15 protein-coding genes are annotated in these 17,451 nt (G+C 55.4%); 5 read left to right on the plus strand and 10 right to left on the minus strand.

Features of this window, described 5'->3' with window-relative positions; genetic code table 11:
• Window positions 1–14: 14 nt before the first annotated feature.
• A complete protein-coding gene (locus tag CAMM_RS07875; RefSeq protein WP_003848749.1) occupies window positions 15–1,103 on the plus strand; it encodes a glutathione S-transferase C-terminal domain-containing protein in 1,089 nt (362 codons plus the stop codon).
• An 84-nt stretch (window positions 1,104–1,187) separates the two neighbouring features.
• Here the strand turns inward: CAMM_RS07875 and CAMM_RS07880 are convergent, their stop codons facing one another.
• The gene (locus CAMM_RS07880; protein ID WP_003848748.1) at window positions 1,188–2,069 is read right to left on the minus strand and encodes an ArgP/LysG family DNA-binding transcriptional regulator; all 882 of its coding nucleotides are present in this window, start codon (window positions 2,067–2,069) and stop codon (window positions 1,188–1,190) included.
• A gap of 78 nt (window positions 2,070–2,147) precedes the next feature.
• Between CAMM_RS07880 and CAMM_RS07885 the strand changes: the two genes are divergently transcribed.
• The gene (locus CAMM_RS07885; protein WP_003848747.1) at window positions 2,148–2,867 is read left to right on the plus strand and encodes a LysE/ArgO family amino acid transporter; all 720 of its coding nucleotides are present in this window, start codon (window positions 2,148–2,150) and stop codon (window positions 2,865–2,867) included.
• Here CAMM_RS07885 and CAMM_RS07890 read toward each other — a convergent pair.
• The 6 genes from CAMM_RS07890 to CAMM_RS07915 all read right to left on the minus strand — a co-directional run bounded on the left by CAMM_RS07890 (window position 2,864) and on the right by CAMM_RS07915 (window position 11,584).
• The gene (locus tag CAMM_RS07890; RefSeq protein ID WP_003848746.1) at window positions 2,864–4,243 is read right to left on the minus strand and encodes a benzoate/H(+) symporter BenE family transporter; all 1,380 of its coding nucleotides are present in this window, start codon (window positions 4,241–4,243) and stop codon (window positions 2,864–2,866) included. The two genes, CAMM_RS07885 and CAMM_RS07890, sit on opposite strands and share 4 nt — an antisense overlap.
• A 352-nt stretch (window positions 4,244–4,595) precedes the next feature.
• Window positions 4,596–5,993 (minus strand): YkvI family membrane protein, encoded by a 1,398-nt coding sequence (locus CAMM_RS07895; RefSeq protein ID WP_003848744.1) that lies wholly within the window; start codon window positions 5,991–5,993, stop codon window positions 4,596–4,598.
• A gap of 340 nt (window positions 5,994–6,333) precedes the next feature.
• Window positions 6,334–7,839 (minus strand): Asp-tRNA(Asn)/Glu-tRNA(Gln) amidotransferase subunit GatB, encoded by a 1,506-nt coding sequence (gene gatB / locus CAMM_RS07900; protein WP_040356179.1) that lies wholly within the window; start codon window positions 7,837–7,839, stop codon window positions 6,334–6,336.
• Between the two features lie 69 nt (window positions 7,840–7,908).
• Entirely contained in the window at window positions 7,909–8,955 is a 1,047-nt protein-coding gene (locus CAMM_RS07905) for a bile acid:sodium symporter family protein (RefSeq protein WP_003848741.1), read from the minus strand.
• A gap of 151 nt (window positions 8,956–9,106) precedes the next feature.
• A complete protein-coding gene (locus CAMM_RS07910) occupies window positions 9,107–10,138 on the minus strand; it encodes a 6-phosphofructokinase (protein WP_040356046.1) in 1,032 nt (343 codons plus the stop codon).
• A 63-nt stretch (window positions 10,139–10,201) separates the two neighbouring features.
• Entirely contained in the window at window positions 10,202–11,584 is a 1,383-nt protein-coding gene (locus tag CAMM_RS07915; protein WP_003848736.1) for a DHA2 family efflux MFS transporter permease subunit, read from the minus strand.
• A 78-nt stretch (window positions 11,585–11,662) separates the two neighbouring features.
• On the opposite strand from CAMM_RS07915, the gene CAMM_RS07920 reads away from it, so the two are divergent.
• Window positions 11,663–11,986 (plus strand): hypothetical protein, encoded by a 324-nt coding sequence (locus CAMM_RS07920; protein WP_003848734.1) that lies wholly within the window; start codon window positions 11,663–11,665, stop codon window positions 11,984–11,986.
• Window positions 11,987–12,095: 109 nt separating this feature from the next.
• Here CAMM_RS07920 and CAMM_RS07925 read toward each other — a convergent pair whose 3' ends face one another.
• From CAMM_RS07925 to gatC, 3 genes are all read right to left on the minus strand, one after another.
• Window positions 12,096–12,953, minus strand: a complete 858-nt coding sequence (locus CAMM_RS07925; protein ID WP_003848732.1) for a siderophore-interacting protein — start codon at window positions 12,951–12,953, stop codon at window positions 12,096–12,098.
• A 206-nt stretch (window positions 12,954–13,159) separates the two neighbouring features.
• A complete protein-coding gene (gene gatA, locus CAMM_RS07930; RefSeq protein ID WP_003848731.1) occupies window positions 13,160–14,644 on the minus strand; it encodes an Asp-tRNA(Asn)/Glu-tRNA(Gln) amidotransferase subunit GatA in 1,485 nt (494 codons plus the stop codon).
• On the minus strand, window positions 14,645–14,941 hold the full coding sequence (gene gatC / locus CAMM_RS07935; RefSeq protein ID WP_003848729.1) for an Asp-tRNA(Asn)/Glu-tRNA(Gln) amidotransferase subunit GatC: 297 nt from the start codon (window positions 14,939–14,941) through the stop codon (window positions 14,645–14,647). It abuts the gene before it with no gap.
• Between the two features lie 198 nt (window positions 14,942–15,139).
• On the opposite strand from gatC, the gene CAMM_RS07940 reads away from it, so the two are divergent.
• Both CAMM_RS07940 and CAMM_RS07945 read left to right on the plus strand, forming a co-directional pair.
• On the plus strand, window positions 15,140–15,805 hold the full coding sequence (locus CAMM_RS07940; RefSeq protein WP_003848727.1) for an ACT domain-containing protein: 666 nt from the start codon (window positions 15,140–15,142) through the stop codon (window positions 15,803–15,805).
• 202 nt (window positions 15,806–16,007) lie between these two features.
• Window positions 16,008–17,450, plus strand: a complete 1,443-nt coding sequence (locus tag CAMM_RS07945) for an MFS transporter (RefSeq protein ID WP_415270372.1) — start codon at window positions 16,008–16,010, stop codon at window positions 17,448–17,450.
• Window position 17,451: the final 1 nt, after the last annotated feature.

The raw sequence follows: 17,451 nt of genomic DNA on the forward strand, positions 1-17,451 counted from the left end.
ATTGAAGGAGTGCCATGACTAACGAGAACACACAAGAAGACATCCAAGAAGCGCGCAATGCCTCACCAGACGGTGAGTTTATTCGCGATACCAACTACATCGAAGACCGCATCCTGCCGGGCATCACGGAGCCAACGGAGCAGGAAGACGGCACTTTCCACTGGCCACAGGAAGCTGGTCGCTACCGCTTGGCCGTAGCCCGCGCTTGTCCTTGGGCACACCGCACGGTAATTACGCGCCGCTTGATGGGCCTGGAAGATACCGTGTCTTTGGCACTGGCCGGACCAACGCACGATGCACGGTCCTGGACCTTTGATTTAGACGAAGGCGAAGTCGACCCCGTATTGCAGATCCCGCGGTTGCAAGATGCTTATTTCAAGCGCTTTCCGGATTACCCCCGGGGGATTACGGTCCCGGCAATCGTCGAGGAATCGACCGGGCGCGTAGTCACCAATGACTACCCCTCCATCGTGCGTGATTTCATCACCAACTGGAAAGACTTCCAGCGCGAAGGCGCACCGAACCTCTACCCCGAAGAGCACGCGGAGGAGATGGAAGAGCTTAATTACTACATCTTCAAAGCCATCAACAATGGTGTTTACCGCAGTGGTTTTGCAGGCTCACAGGAAGCATATGAGTCTGCGTATGACTTTTTGTGGGAAGCATTGGATTGGGTAGAAGATCGCTTAGGCAAGCAGCGGTATATGGTCGGCGATCACATCACCGAGACCGATATTCGCCTGTTTGTTACCCTCATCCGCTTTGATCCAGTCTACTACAGCCACTTCAAGTGCTCCCGCCACAAGCTGGCGGAGATGCCCAATATCTGCGGATACCTCCAGGAACTTTTCCAAATCCCCGGCTTTGGTGACACCACTGATTTCACCGAAATCAAGCAGCACTACTTTATGGTGCACACCGAAATTAACCCGACCAAGATTGTGCCAGTCGGCCCAGACATGTCCTGGCTGATGGAAGAACACGATCGCGATCGCTTCGGTGGCCAGCCATTCGCCGAGGGCACCACCATGCCAGGTCCTTTGCCCAAGGGTGAAGAGGTTAAAAACCCGGAAGATTTCCAGCAGCCTTTATTTGAGCGCTAAAGCTCCACATCCTCTTAGGCAAGACAGCAGCGCGGCACGCTTTACAGTGTGTGCCGCGCTTTGCTTGTCGATGCCCCCTTATTCCTATTTCCGCTGCGGCAACGCAGTACGCGCGGCGCTGATAACGCTGCTCGTAAGCTTTTCCAGCACTTCTGACTCCAGTCGCCAGCGCTGCCAATACAGATCGACTTCAATATCATCGCCGTCGAGTGCTACTAGATCGCCGGAGTCGAGGTATTGCTGGACTTGAATTTCTGCCAGCACTCCCCAGCCCAAGCCAATGCGCACGGCTTCTAAATAAGCCTCAGACGTTGGAATCTGCGATACCCTACCGCGGATAACGTGCAGTTCTACCTGCCGATCGCGCATGGCTTGATCCAAGATCGCATCTTGCGGGCCATAGATAACTAGCGGCATTTGACGCCAGGCCAGACCGAGCTCGGTAGTAAACCGGCTTTTAATATCCGGGGTACTCACCGCGACATATCGCATGGTGCCTAAATATTCCGAGACACAACCCGATACCGGCGCTGACTCATGCGTAATAGCACCGAGTACGTCACCGCGGCGCAGCATCGACAAGGTGCGGGTTTCATCTTCGACGCGCAGGCGCAAGGCCGCGTCACCGTATTGCGCCATTTCTGCCATCACTGCTTTAAACCAGGTTGCCAGCGTGTCATTATTAACCGCAACCGATAGCGGCACCCGCTGCAAACGCTGCCCTAAGCGCGCATCTGTTTCTGCTTGCACCAGCGCCATGCGCCTGGCTGACTGCACCAAAATCTCCCCGGCGTCTGTCGCGGTGACCGGATTGGCGCGCCGCAATAGCACTCTGCCCGTGGCGGCTTCCAAGGATTTAATACGTTGGCTGACCGCCGATGGGGTGATTCCCAACACCGTTGCCGCGTATTCAAAGCTGCCTTCATCCACGATGGCCAGCAGGGTTTCCAAATGCACAGGGTTCATGAAGCTATTCTAACCTAAGGTGAGTTTCTATCATTGGACTTCATCTAACAGTCGTTGCATAGTAAGGCTATGTCAACGATGTCTCTCCTTATCTCCGGTTTCGCGCTGGGTATCTCGCTGATTGTAGCAATTGGCCCACAAAATGCTCTGCTGATTAAGCAGGGCATTAAACGCGACCACATTTGGGTAGTCATCGCTATTTGCGCAGTCTCCGATATGTTGCTTATCGCCGGCGGTACCGCGGGCGTGGGCTATTTGGTAGAAACCTTCCCTACCGCGTTGGTCGTACTGAAATATCTCGGCGCTGCCTACTTGGCCTATTTCACGTTCTTGTGTTTCCGCGATGGCTTCCGCGACAAGGTAGAGACCCTATCCCCCACCGATGCCGAGCCGAATCACACCGAGCAGATCGACTCCTTCGATGGCGGCACCTCTGGAGGAACGGGCAGCGGCGCCGCGGTTGACACCCGCAAGCCCGCGACCGCGCTGCGCCGGCAGATGCGCAAGTCCACTTGGTTAAAGCCAGCACTGGCCACACTCGCCATCTGTTGGCTCAACCCTGCCGCATACGTCGACGTGCTGGTTATGCTCGGCGGTATTGCCAATCAATATGGTCCCGACGGACGTTGGGTCTTTGCCGCCGGTGCTATTACCGCCAGCATGGTGTGGTTTCCCACCATCGGGCTTTCTGCCGCGAAGTTCTCCCATATTCTTTCGCGTCCCGCAGTCTGGCGCGGCATCAACATCGGCATTGGCTGCATCATGACGCTGCTGACAATCAAGCTGCTGCTGAGCTAACTCCTGGTGCGCTGGTGTACCCCAGCGTCTAGTTCTTCTCGTGCTTCCAGCAACGCTGCATCCTGCAGGTCTGCGTCAGGACGCCCTGCATCGACTAGCTCTGCTTCTCGACGGTCTGACTCATCGTCGGTGGTTTCTTCCACCACGACGGGTTCTGGTTTCGGATCCATCAACCACGCAACGAGGCAGCCAAAGACGATGCCCCAAAATGGTGCAGTAATGCCTAACAACGAAATCTCGGAGACCGTCACTAAAAAGCACACCAGTGCACCCATGGAAAAGGCGCCGGAAAATCCTGCGACAAAGGCATTCTTCAGTGGCGCGAGCATCGCGATTCCGGCCAGCGCTGCGATAAACGCTGCTGGCATGGCCAACATGAATCCGACGAATACTGGCGAGAAAAGCCCCACGCAGATAGCGCCAATAGCGGTGACCATGGCTGCGACATAATGACGGTCTTTGTTGGGACCGGCGACGATCAACGCGTTGGTCGGCCCAGTCAGGCAGCTAGAGATATTGCCTATCAGCGCCATGGGCAACGAAACCAGGCCACTGACTGCGGCTGCTAAGTTGACCCCTGGCTTGTGACCGGCGGCTTGGAGCACGGCGATTCCCTGGCCGTTTTGCACGATCACCACGGTGATGGTCAACGGGATAACTAGCTCCACCATCGCGGAGAAAGAAAATTCAGGCGCGGTAAATACTGGCGAGGCGATAATGCCATCGGCAAGAATTCCGCCACCGAGTTGTCCTGAAGCAATTGCGATGACCGTACCGACAACCGCCGCTATCGCGACCGGCGGAGCTACCGCTGCCAAACGCGGGGTGGCACTCAAAGCGACAAAAATTAAAACCATCGGGATAGCAATGAGCGGAGAGCCAGTCGCTGCGGTAATGAGGTCAAGACCAAAGCGCAGGAAGATTCCTGCCACCATGGCCATCACAATGGTCGGTGGCAACAGCTCCATGATTTTGCCAATGAGCCCTGTCCAACCGAGCAAAAAGACCAACAGTCCGGTAGCAAGGTACGCGCCGATGACTTCCCCGAAGGTCAAGTGCATGAGCGCATCACCTGCGAGCACCGTGCCGGGGATAGTCCAAAAATACGCTTGCGGGCTGCGATAGAGATAGGTCAGCAGCAGCGTTAAAATGCCGTTGCCCAAAAAGGCACCAAAGATCCATGACGAGGTTTGTTCGGGGCTGAGGTTGCCCGCTGCAGCGGCCGCGAGAATGACCGCAATCGGCCCGGAGGCGGAAAAGATCAGCGCGACGAGACCATCGCCAAGCTCCTGCGGGCCAAAGTCGCGGACGATTTCGCGGAGGGTGGGACGTGTCAGATGCGGTTTTTCCACCGCGAGCAAAGGTGATGCGCCCATGGGTTAAGACTCCTAATCTTAAAAATGTCATCGCAACGTTAAATCCGTTGCTGCACATTGCCAGGAAGAATTATTACCTAGCTTTCTCACGTGCGTAATTGTGCTCCCAATCACGACATTTTGCACGCGCATACCCCTACTCCTGGACACTCGAAATGGCAGTCATAGGCCATTTTCAACATCGCCGCAGCACACCCAACCAGGGACATATGTTCACCTGACGCACACCTATACCCCCGGTGAACAGCAAATATAAAGCCCCGTCGCCCAGCGTCGACCCATGATGGAAATCATGGATCGCACCTAGCGAAGGGGCAATATAAGCTCGGCGGTTTCGCGCTGTACTGCTTAACTAGTTCGCAGTGTCAGTAGTTTTCTTCGCGGGTTTCCTCACTGCGTCATCGGCAGCAGCATCTGTTTGCTGCACTGGCTCTTCGACGCCATCGCAGCCGATGTAGTACTTCACATCGGTAGCGTCGTCGTCGACCGCATCCGGAGTAAATTCCACTTCTTCGTCGGAGTCGAGTTCTTCGGTGACTTCCGCGACCAAGTCTTCAAAGAGCACCTCGTGATGAAGGTTAGATTCCTTCAGCTCGCGGCCGATGGTGCCATCGTGCTTCTCATCGTATGTCTCGTCTGGGTGCAGCTTCAGGCGCAGCAGCGACTTGATGCGCTCGCGGCGGGTAGATTCATCACGAATCTTCGACAGGCCGCGGAACCAAGCAAAGACGAGGACGACAATCATGAACATGCCCAGGTAACCCAAGATTGGGTAGACGTAGTTCATCAGAGTCTTGAAGCCGAGGAAGGACATGGCGTAACCCGCCAGGGTGCCTGCGGCAAAGATTGGGTAGGTGCGCTTTTCGCGACCTGCGGATAGGCGCTTGCCCAGGGCGTAGAACATACCGATGGCAGTATTGAAGATCATCAAGAAGATGACGATTGCCATCAAGACGCCAGCGGTATCGCCCATCTCATTGACCAAGACAAGCATTGGAACATCGGAATCGCCAATCTTGTCTGCGCCCATCAATAGCACGAAGCCAGCGAGTCCGAGCAGTACCGAGTAGACAAAGCCGCCGATGATGCCTCCCCAACCTGCTTCGCGCGGGCTGATGTGGTCACCACCAATAACCAAGGACATGGATACTGCCAAGATAAGTGCTAGGCCGTTGTAGTTAAAGGCCGACAGGAGCCAGTGACCAATGGGGGTTTCAGTCTGCGCCGCAACATCGATGACTGCCGCCGGGTCGTCTGGCATATTCATCAGGGTGTAAATGAGCACGGCGATAACCGCGATAATGATCGTTGGGGTCAGCATGCCGATGACATTGGAGACCTTGTCCACATCAAGTAGTCCGGTCAACAGGACCAAGACCATCATTGCTGTGGAGCCGACCCAGGTTGGCAGACCAAATTGCTGGGCCAGGTTAGAACCCGCGCCAGCCAGCATGACAAAGCCGACGGCGAACAAGGTAAAGATGACGGCAACATCGAGCATCTTCGACACAATCGGGTGCGAGACTTTCCTAAAAACCGCGTTGTGTTCCGAGGCGTGGAAATAAGACCCAAGTTGCAAAAACACGGTTCCCGCTAGCGTCATGACGATGCCAGCGACGATAATTCCCCAGACGCCATTGAGCCCAAATGCGGTGAAGTACTGAACCACCTCTTGACCGGTGGCAAAGCCTGCACCCACCAATAGGCCAATGAATGCGAGGGCAATTCCTATTATGTTTCGGTAAGACACAATTTCCTTGGATTAGCGGACATTACGGGGCTAAATAGTTTCGTTGAAAACTTATCTATTTAGCGAACAGTAATTCAGGCTAACCGCTGACCTGCACCTATGCTAATTTTTCCGGCTGATTTTAATAGATAAAACAGGTGGAAAACATGCACTTACCTGCGTTTATATAGTTTTGATTACCATGAGACATCTCACAGGCTGACTTATCATGTGAATCAATCAATCTTATGGGGAGTTTCAAAGCGAAACTCCTTCTAGAAAGCGTGAAACCCGCAGGCCAACCCTCTGTTACGCACAGGGGTCGGTCTGCGGGTAATCAGCAAAAATGCTGCGTTGCTTATTAGCTAAGCTTCTTAGCAATCAACTTGTTAACCTGCCCTGGGTCTGCCTTACCCTGGGTGGCCTTCATGACGGCACCAACGATAGCGCCGGTGACCTTCTTATTGCCCGCGCGGTATTTTTCCACGATGTCTGGGTTTGCTGCCAAGGCGTCATCGACAGCCTTTTCAATCGCCGCATCATCACGTACGACCTCTAGGCCGCGAGCCTTAACAACCTCATCGACGTCACCTTCGCCCGCGAGCACGCCGTCAACTGCCTGACGTGCCAGCTTGGTGGTCAGCTTGCCTTCCTTGACCAAGGCGATAACGCGTGCGACCTGTGCTGGAGTAATTTCCAACGCTGGCAGATCGACGCCTTCTTCATTTGCCTTTGCCGACAGGTAGGATACCCACCAGGAGCGTGCTTCATCAGCGGTTGCGCCCTCTTCAGTGGTGGCAATGATCAGGTCGAGCGCGCCAGCGTTGACGAGGTCGCGCATTTCGGCGTCCTTCAGCCCCCACTCTTCTTGGATGCGAGCACGGCGAATCCACGGCATCTCTGGCAGGGTCTGACGGATTTCTTCAACCCACTCGCGCGGTGCAAGAACCGGTGGCAAATCTGGGTCATTGAAGTAGCGGTAGTCGTCCGCGGATTCCTTTGGACGCCCCTTGGAGGTAGAACCGTCGGTTTCCTGGTAATGGCGGGTTTCTTGGTCGATCGATCCGCCACCGTCAAGCACCTGTGCCTGACGCATCATCTCAAAGCGCACTGCCTGCTCTACTGAGCGCAACGAGTTAATGTTTTTAGTCTCGGTGCGGGTACCAAATTCCGTGGTGCCCACGGGGCGCAGGGACAGGTTGGAGTCCACGCGCATGGAACCTTGGTCCATACGGGCATCGGAAACGCCCAGTGCTGCTACAAGGTCACGCAATGCGGTGACATATGCGCGTGCGATCTCCGGCGCACGCTCGCCGGCGCCTTCAATGGGCTTAGTGACAATCTCAATCAACGGGATACCCGCGCGGTTGCAATCTACTAATGAGGCGGTCGCACCGTGGATGCGGCCCGAGGTACCGCCCAAGTGGGTGAGCTTGCCGGTGTCTTCTTCCATGTGTGCGCGCTCGATTTCCACGCGCCACTCGGTGCCGTCTTCCAGCACTACGTCGAGGTAACCGTCATACGCGATAGGCTCGTCGTACTGGGAAATCTGGTAGTTCTTGGGCTGGTCTGGGTAGAAGTAGTTCTTGCGGGCGAAGCGCGATGACTCGGCAATGGAGCAATTAAGCGCCAAGCCGATCTTGATGGCCCACTCCACGCCTTTGGCGTTGACCACTGGCAGCGCACCCGGCAGACCCAAAGACACTGGGTCTACGTTGGAGTTTGCTGGGGCGTTAAAGTTGGTGGCCGAGGTGGAAAACATCTTGGTTTCCGTGCCTAATTCGACGTGGACTTCCAAGCCCATAACCGGGTCATATTTTTCAAGGACTTCATCAAAGTCCATCAGGTCATACATCGCAGCAGTCATGGAAGCCATCTTAATACCTCAGCCTCTCCCCGTCAGACACCACCTCACAAGTGGATACCTTCGAAGCAACTACTGGGCAGCAACTGCCTCTTCTGCCTTCTTGGCGCGACCGTCTACATAACGGCACACTGCGGCGACCACGGCACCGGAAAGGTTGTGCCAGACGGAAAATACTGCACCTGGCAGCGCGGAAAGCGGGCTGAAGTAGGTTGTGGCCAAGGTGGTGGCCATGCCGGAGTTTTGCATGCCGACCTCAATGGCCATGGTGCGGCTTACTGGCTCAGATTGGCGAGTGACCTTGCCAGTGAGATATCCCAGCAGGTAGCCCAAGCCGTTGTGAATGATTACGGCGATAAGCACGATACCACCGGCAGTGACGATGTTATCGCGGTTGCCACCGACGACGATGCACACAATTGCCGAGATAGCGAAGACGGAAATCCATGGCAACAGTGGCGTGATGGCTTCTACGACCTTCGGGACCAACAAACGCACAACCAAGCCCGCGACAACTGGAATCAGCACTACCTTAACGATGTCCCAGGCCATAGCCCCTGCATCCAGTGGCATGTACTGTCCGGCCAACCACAGGATCAACATTGGGGTGAAAATTGGCGCCAGCAGCGTCGATACCGAGGTCATGGTGACAGACAAGGCGACATCGCCACGCGCGAGATAGCTGACCACGTTGGAAGAAGTGCCGCCCGGCGCGCAACCGACCAGGATGACACCGGCGGCAATCTCTGCGGGCAGCTGCAGGATCCATACGGTGAGCACCGCAATAAGCGGCATGATGACAAATTGTGCCACCACGCCAATGAGCACTGGCAGTGGTCGCTTTGCCACCAACGCAAAGTCAATGGGGCGCAACGTTAAGCCCATGCCGAACATGATGATGCCCAGCAGTGGCGTGACCTGCCCGGCAAAGCCCGATGCCGTATCCGGGAAAAAGAAGCCCAACAAGCCACCAATAATGACAAGCACCGGAAATCCGAGCGCAGCAATGAATGCAGCACGGTCTTCGCGCGCCGTGACCTTCTTCTCAGCGTCAGTAGGAGATGTAGATGTACCAGCCGCGGGCGAACTGCCCGCTTTCGAATTTAGGGAATCATTCATAACCCCACTGTAGTCCACTGCTTGGGAATCTCATTCCACTGCATGGACGTTTTAGTAAAGGTGCTTCATTTTCCGGGCTTCCTAGTGCACATCGCAGCTACAACTCGATTGCTAGGTGTGCACTGCCCCAGTACTAGCTAGACAAGTGCGGCTATCCAAACAGCGCTTGGGCATTTTCATAGCGGTGCTTTGGCACGGTCTTAAGCTCATCCACGGCATCGGCAAGGTCAACGAGCTTGATATCTTCACCGCGTAAGGCCACGCATTTATTAGATAGACCCTCGTGTGCAGCGCGCGCAGCGGAGACTCCGTAGCGCGTTGCCAGTACGCGGTCATACGCAGTGGGTGTGCCGCCGCGCTGGATGTGTCCTAACACGGTAGTGCGCACGTCGTAGCCGGTGCGGGATTTGATTTCATCGCCGATAACTTGGCCGATGTCATTGAAGGTGGTGTGGCCAAATTCGTCTTCTTCGCCTTCGCCAAAGTCCATGGTGCCTTCTTTGGGTAGAGCTCCTTCGGCAACACAGATAATGCCGTACTTCTCCCCCATCTGGAATCGGCGTTCCATGGCTTTGCAGATATCAGCAACATCGAAGGGAACCTCGGGGATAACGGTGTAATGTGCGCCGCCGGCCATACCCGCGTGCAAGGCAATCCAGCCCACGTGGCGGCCCATGACTTCCACAATCAAAATACGGTTATGGGACTCCGCGGTCGTGTGCAAGCGGTCAATCGCGTCGGTGGCCACCGAAACTGCGGTATCAAAGCCAAAGGTGTAGTCCGTGGCGTTGACGTCATTGTCAATGGTTTTGGGAACACCAATAACAGGGACGCCATTATCGGCCAACCACTTGGCACCCTTCAAGGTGCCTTCACCGCCAATGGCAATAAGGGCATCAACACCCGCGTCATCCAGGTTGGACTTGATGGTATCGAGGCCTGCTTTAAATTTATCGGGGTGCAGGCGGCCCGTGCCTAAGATGGTGCCGCCGCGCAGCAAGATGCGGTCAATGGTGGCATCGTCATAGAGGTCGCGGCGGCGGTCTTCCATCAAGCCCACCCAACCGTCTTCATAGCCGACAACGGTATCGCCAAATTCATTGGACGCGGTGCGCACGATAGCTCGAATAACTGCATTTAGGCCGGGGCAGTCGCCGCCGGAAGTCAGGGTGGCAAGTCGCATATCCACTACCCTAGTTTGCAACGCAGAAAAGTGCTTGAAGCCCACGTCAAGCAGGTTGAGTGTCTAGCTGGTTTTGCCCAGGGTGTTTTCAAAAAATGCCACGGCAATCAAACCAGCGACCATCACCGCTGCCGGTAGCAATACCGCGAGCGCCATGCCGTGGTTGAGTCCGAAGCTCACCGCACCTACTTGCATGGCAGCGCCCACGGCCGCCGCGCCGACCACCGCGCCGGTTTGCCGGGTGGTGTTATAGACCCCAGAGGCAGCACCCATGTATTTAAGCTCCACGGTGCGCATGGCCGTCACGGAGTTGGGAGCCCACACAAAGGCATTGCCAATACCCAACAGCGTCGATGCCCCAATAAACCACAACAGGTTGGCATCGGTGTACATAATCCCGGCAATCCACACCAAAGACGCCACCACCGAGCCAAAACCAATAACTGACAGCACCCGCGGGTTGATGCGGTCGGCCAAAGGTCCCACGATGGGCGAGCCTAGCCCCGCCGCTACCGCCATGGGAACCATCATTAACCCGGCGGTGGCGGAATCTAATCCGCGGCCAGTTTGAAACCACATCATAATCGGCAGCATCTGCGAAGACACGGCAAAGCCCATGGTGGAAATAGAAAACGCGCCTAGAGAATAATTTCGGTTTCTAAATAGCGCCAGAGGTACCAACGGTTCTGTGCTGCGTTTCGTAGCCGTTGCCTGCAGGCGCACAAACCACACCAGCAGCGCAATGCCAGCAAACAGCATCGCAATGGTCCACAGTGGCCAGCCCAGACCCGGGCCTTGTTGGATGGCAACCACCGCAGCGGTCATACCGACCAAAGAGACCACGACGCTGAGCTTGTCGATGCTCCGTGCATACGTCGGCAGCTTCGGCACCCACAGGGCAGACAGGATCAGTGCTGCAATCCCCAAAGGCAGGTGTAGGAAAAACACCCCGCGCCATCCAAAGATGCTGATGATAAAACCACCCACGACCGGCCCGACCAGCGAGGCAATGGAGCCTACCGCGCCCCACACGCCAAGAGCGGGTCCGCGGGCATCGGCGGGGAAAATTCGGTTAATAACGGCCATGGTCTGCGGGGTCAAAATAGCAGCGCCTAAGCCTTGCGCGGCACGTGCTACTAATAACACGGTCATATTCGTTGCCAACGATGCCGCAAGTGCCGCCAGAACAAAGACCGTAATGCCCAATTGGAACATGCGCGCCTGGCCGAAGCGGTCTCCCAACCGCCCGGTAAACAGCAGCGGTACCACCATGCACAGCAGGTAGATGGAGGTTACCCACACGACTTGATCAAATTCCGTATCAAAGTGCGCCATGATTTCTGGCGTCGCGATGGCCACGATGGTCTGATCCATTAAAACCATGAAAAACCCGAGGCACAGCGCAGCGAGTGCGCGCCATGCTTGGGGTTTCGTGATCTCTGGCATTGAGGTTATTTGACCGTTAGACACACAGGTATCCTAACTGGCATCTGCGCCTTTCGGGGAAACAGCTATCATATAAGAATGGCTGCAATTGATATTAAGAATCCGAAAAAAGTAAGCACCGCAACCGTGGTCAGTGCAGGCCTCTTGGGAGGTTATATCACCGCTCGTGAGTCCGGAATTCGCCCACTGGGCGGTGTCGTGCTGGCTGCTGCAGGCGGCTGGGCAGTACGCTCCTGGTTGTCAAAGACCAATATTGCCACCACCGTCGGGCTGACTGCTTTGTACGTGGGCGGCTTTGGCGCTTCCCACCCGCTGGCGAAAAAGATTGGCTCCTGGCCATCCGTTCTCGCTGTTACTGGTGCAACGGCAGGTGCGGCGTACCTGCTCTCTGATAGCAAGTAAGCACTAGCCCACAATCGCCAAAGCTCGCATCCCCACTAGGAATTGAACCTAGAAGGAATGCGAGCTTTGTGCTGTGCTCACTGAGCCTTATCTCACTCAGCTTAAGAGGTTAAGCGTTAAGCTTTTCTTCTTCAGCTTCAATCTCAGCATTGAATTCTTGCTTGGATGCTTGCCACTGGTCTTCGGTCATACCGATGCGCCAGTAGCCGGAGATAGATACATCCTCACGTGGGATCTCAGATTCAACAAAGAGGAAACGACGCATTTCTTTAATCATTTCCGCAACGCCATGCACAAACCAGCTGGTTTTCTTCCCCTCTGGCACTCCAGCGCTGCGTACGACGCGGGAAAGCTCTGTGCCATGAGTTGCCCCGTTGCGCACTACCCACTGCAGGTCAACACCGTCGCGAGACGGTAGTTCAAACTTGCGGTCTTCGGACTCGATCTCAATATAGGCCGTGGCTGTTGTATCTTCGGGAAGAGCTGCCAGTGCAGCGCCAATAGCTGGTGCCGCGGCCTCATCGCCAGCAAAGACATAGTGGTCATAGCCTTGTTCTGGTGCCCACTTGCCGCCGGGACCGAAAAAGCCGATCTTATCTCCCACTTGTGCATCACGGCTCCATGGTCCAGCCAAGCCAGAGTCTCCGTGGGTGACAAAGTCCGCATCGAAGTCACCAGTCTCCGAATTCAAGTTGAAGATGGTGTAGGTACGGGTAATGGGTTGTTTATCCCGTGGCTGTTCTTCACGGATCTGCTGCGCATCAAATGGCCAAGAGTAATCCGCATGTTCGGGGACAAAAAGCAGCTTGATGTAGTGGTCGGTAAATTCTAGTTCCTTGCCGACAAAGCTAGGAGAGTTCAAGCTGAGACGAAGCAAGTCCGGGGAGAGCTCGCGGCGCCCGGTGACCGTTGCCTCATGAGCCTTGCGCGCCTTCTTTGGTGCCGCGCCTGGGTTTTGTTCAGCCATATCAATCACTGTCCCTTAACTTCTAAAGATGTACTTTGCATGAGCGAATATCTTCTTCGCCATACACTTAGGTAAGGCTAACACAATATACCGCTATAGGGTAAGGGGCTCTCCCCCAAGTGAAAGAAAGCCCGCTGGTTAGAAGTATTTTCTAACCAGCGGGCTCAGTCATCCTACGGGGCCACTATGGGGTTGCTATGGCGTGACTACTTTGCGCGACCTGCTTCGTACGCAGCGCCGACTTTGTACAAACGGTCATCTTCAAATGCAGGTGCCATAATCTGCAAACCAGTGGGCAGTCCAGAATCAGATGCCATGCCGGAAGGAACTGACATGCCACATAGGCCAGCCAGGTTCAACGGCAGGGTGCACAAGTCAAAGTTGTACATCTCCATTGGGTCTTCGGTCTTCTCGCCCAACTTAAACGCCGTGGTCGGCGTAGTTGGAGAAACCAAGACGTCAACCTTCTCGAAGGCACGAGAAAAGTCTTCAGAAATCAGGGTACGAACACGCTGGGCCTGCAGGTAGTAGGCGTCGTAGTAGCCCACTGACAAAGCGTAGGTACCCAGCATGATGCGGCGCTTGACCTCAGGGCCAAAGCCTTCCGCACGAGTTAAGCTCATGACTTCATCAGCAGAATGGGAACCGTCATCCCCAACGCGGCTGCCGTAGCGCATGCCATCAAAGCGCGCCAGGTTAGACGAGACTTCACACGGCATAATCAGGTAGTACGCTGCCAGCGCATCATCAAAGTGCGGGCAATCTACTTCGACGGTTTCAGCGCCTTGTGCGACCAACTGGTCAACGGCTGCGCGATACGCTTCCATCACGCCTGGCTGCCAGCCATCACGCTCAAATTGCTTAATCAAACCGACCTTAACGCCAGTGAGATCTCCCTTAGCGCCTTCACGTGCTGCTGCGACGACGGGAGCAACAGGGCGGTTGACCGAGGTTGCATCGAATTCGTCAAGGCCGGCGATCACTTCGTGCAATAACGCTGCATCCAGCACGGTACGTGCGGTGGGACCTGCCTGGTCCAACGACGATGCTGCGGCGATAAGGCCGTAGCGCGACACCGTGCCATAGGTGGGCTTTACACCGACGGTGTTGGTCAACGCTGCCGGCTGGCGAATGGAGCCGCCGGTATCGGTGCCGATACCCAATGGTGCCTGGCCCGATGCCAATGCTGCCGAGGTACCACCACCAGAGCCACCTGGGGTGCGCTCGAGATCGTGTGGGTTGTGCACGGGACCAAAAGCGGAGTTCTCATTTGAAGAACCCATCGCGAACTCATCCAAGTTGGTCTTACCCAAAATTGGAATGCCGGCCTCGCGCAGCTTGGTGGTCACCGTGGCATCGTAAGGCGAAACCCAGCCTTCCAACATCTTTGATGCTGCGGTAGTGGGGGCATCGGTAGTCGTGAGCAAATCCTTCAACGCCAGTGGCACGCCAGCCAATGCTGAAGCTGGCTTTTCCCCAGCATCCAGTGCGGCATCGACAGCATCAGCGGTCGCCAAGGCTTCTTCTGCGCCTACGTGAAGGAAAGAGTTCAACGCGTCATTGGTCTCTGCGATGCGATCGAGGTGCGCTTGGACGACCTCGCGGGAAGTAACCTCACGGGAGTGGATCTTTTCTGCCAACTCCGCGGCAGTAAGGGAGGTAAGACCCTCAGAAGGAACTACATACGACATTTATTCGCCTCCCAAGATCTGAGGTACTACAAAACGATCATCTTCGACTGCGGGCGCCTGATCGAGAGCCTGCTCGGCGTTGAGGGTGCGCACGATGACATCCTCACGCATAGAAGTGGTGATGGAATGCGGGTGGCTCATAGGCTCTACCCCTTCGGTATCGACCTTGCCGACTGCTGACACAGAATCCACGATCTCGTCGATTTGGCTGGCAAACTGGTCAAGTTCTTCTTCGCTCAAAGCCAAACGCGACAGCTTGGCTAGATGGCTGATTTGTTCCCGCGAAATCTCAGACACGCGTTATCCATCCTTTTCCACAACGTTAATTAATTTCCTGCTCTCCCATGCTACTGCACAGCCACTTTCTAGATAACTATCCCCCGCACCCTTGTTTAAAGCAGGCACTTACTGCAAAAGACAAGGTGCAAGTTGTAGCATGGGACACAATAGTTCTGCCTTACTTTTATGTTTTTACAGAAAGCCCTCCAATAACCAATGTCCTTTTTAATCCGTGTCCAACTCCCTGATACCCCCGGTAGCCTTGGTGAATTAGCCGAAGCTATCGGCGTTGTCGATGGCAATATTAAATCCGTCGATATCGTCGATACAGCCCCGGATGGAACGGTCACCGACGATATCGTGGTGGAGTTGCCGACGGGCACTTTAGCTGACGCTCTCATTACTGCCGCCGGCACCGTCAAAGGCGCCGAAGTTGATTCCATTCGTCCGTTTTCGGGACGAGTCGATCGGCGCGGTCAGATTAGCCTTTTAGCCGCTATCGCGAAAAGGACCCATGACGTCCCAGCCGCCATGGAGCAACTGGTCCAGGCGATACCGCAAGCATTGACGTCCAGCTGGGCTATCGTCGCAGATACCTCAGGGCCTATCACGCGCGTTGCAGGTTCTTCAGCAGCGCCCGAAGATGACGGCACGGTCCCCGCCGATTTAGCAGTCGATACCGCACGCCACCTCAACCCCGACAGCGAGGAATGGATTCCGGCATCGTGGGCACTTTTAGATTCCTCTCTTGCTGCAACACCCATCGGGTCTACCGGATTGGTCTTAATCGTCGGCCGCGTCGGCGGACCAGACTTTTTAGCCTCAGAGGTTGAACACCTGGGAAACTTGGGCAGCATTTTAGGCGCCTTTTTAAACAAGTAGATACCCCACCATTCCTGCGACCATGATTGCAACCGTGATACTGCATTCATCGCAGCGTGCTCACCAGGGAATATTTCATCGTGGTGCGTTGTTGGGTGAATATGGCGTGAAAGCTTAAAGCCACGGCGACTGCTAGTGCAGCGGCTGTGGCTTAAGCTGTGTCACTGCCTAGTATTAACCTCGCTCAACAGGAATGGATGCAGTGCGTTCTCGATTAACCTCGTCTAGATCTACTTCCCCACAATCTGCAGAAATTTCGCCTAAACAAGCATGGCGCGGATTAGCCGCACTATGTACCGGGTTATTTATCACCCTGATGGATCAGACCTTGGTGGCGGTAGCTCTACCCGGTATCCGTGAAGATTTAGATGCCAGCATCAACCAAGCGGTCTGGGTTTCAGCCGTCTATCTGTTGACCTTTGCGGTCCCCTTGCTCATTGCGGGCCGTTTGGGAGACCACTTTGGACAGCGCAATGTCTACCTCGTTGGCATTAGCATTTTTACTTTAGGCGCAATCGCCTGCAGCCTTGCTCCCACGATTGAGATCCTTATTGCTTTGCGTGCGGTGCAAGGACTTGGCGCGTCGTTGGCCAACCCTCAGCCGCTGAGCGTGATTAACCGAATTTTCCCTCGTCACCGCCGCGGTGCTGCCATGGGTATTTGGAGTGCCGTTGCCGGCTCTGCCGGGCTATTTGGCCCGGTCATTGGCGGTCTTGTCGTGGGCACTGTTGGTTGGCGCTGGACCTTCGCGCTCTACCTACCTCTGGGACTTATCTGCATTGCACTGGTTGCCCTGTGGGTTCCGAAACTCCCGACTATGGCCGGCCGCATTGATTTCCTCAGTGCTCTCGTCTCGCTCATCGCTGTCTTAGCTGTCGTATTCTCCGTCCAACAAGGCCCAGATCTCGGCTGGCCACTGTGGCTGTGGGGCTTGCTCATCGTGGGCGTAGTTGCAGCAATAGTATTTATTCGCCTGCAAAAATCTGCTGCCCGACGTGGCACCGAAGCTTTAGTTCCCCTCGAGCTGTTCCAATACCGCAATTTCTCCTTAGGCGTTTTCGCCGTCACGATGCTGGGCTTTACCGTGTACTCGGTCAATCTGCCCATCATGTTGTATTTGCAAGAAGGAGCCGGCTTGACGTCTCAGATCGCTGGTCTCTTGTTGGTGCCGATGGCAGTTATTTCCATGTTCATCGCACCCGTGATTGGACGCGTCACCGATAACGTCGCCCCAGGTCGGGTGTCCATACTCGGGTTTTCATCACTGATCGTGTCCATGGCGCTGTTTGGAATCTTCATGTTCCTTGAAGTATCCCCCGCCTGGATGCTGATACCCATTGTTCTCCTTGGCGCTGCCAACGGGCTCTGCTGGTCACCCAACTCCACCATCTCCATGCGTGACTTACCACCGCATCTAGTTGGCGCTGCCTCTGGTGTCTACAACACCTCGCGCCAGGTCGGCGCCGTGTTGGGTGCAGCCAGCCTCGGTGCCGTCATGCAAATTGTGGGCAGGTACGCGGACTTTAATATCGCTATGGGCAGCGCGCTTCTATTCCCAGTTATCTTCCTAGTATTGGGACTCATTGCGGTGTCTAATTTCCAAGCTGATCCCCGCATCACCAGCACATCGGACCCGCAAAATTAAA

The organism is Corynebacterium ammoniagenes DSM 20306, assembly GCF_001941425.1.
GTDB lineage: Bacteria > Actinomycetota > Actinomycetes > Mycobacteriales > Mycobacteriaceae > Corynebacterium > Corynebacterium ammoniagenes.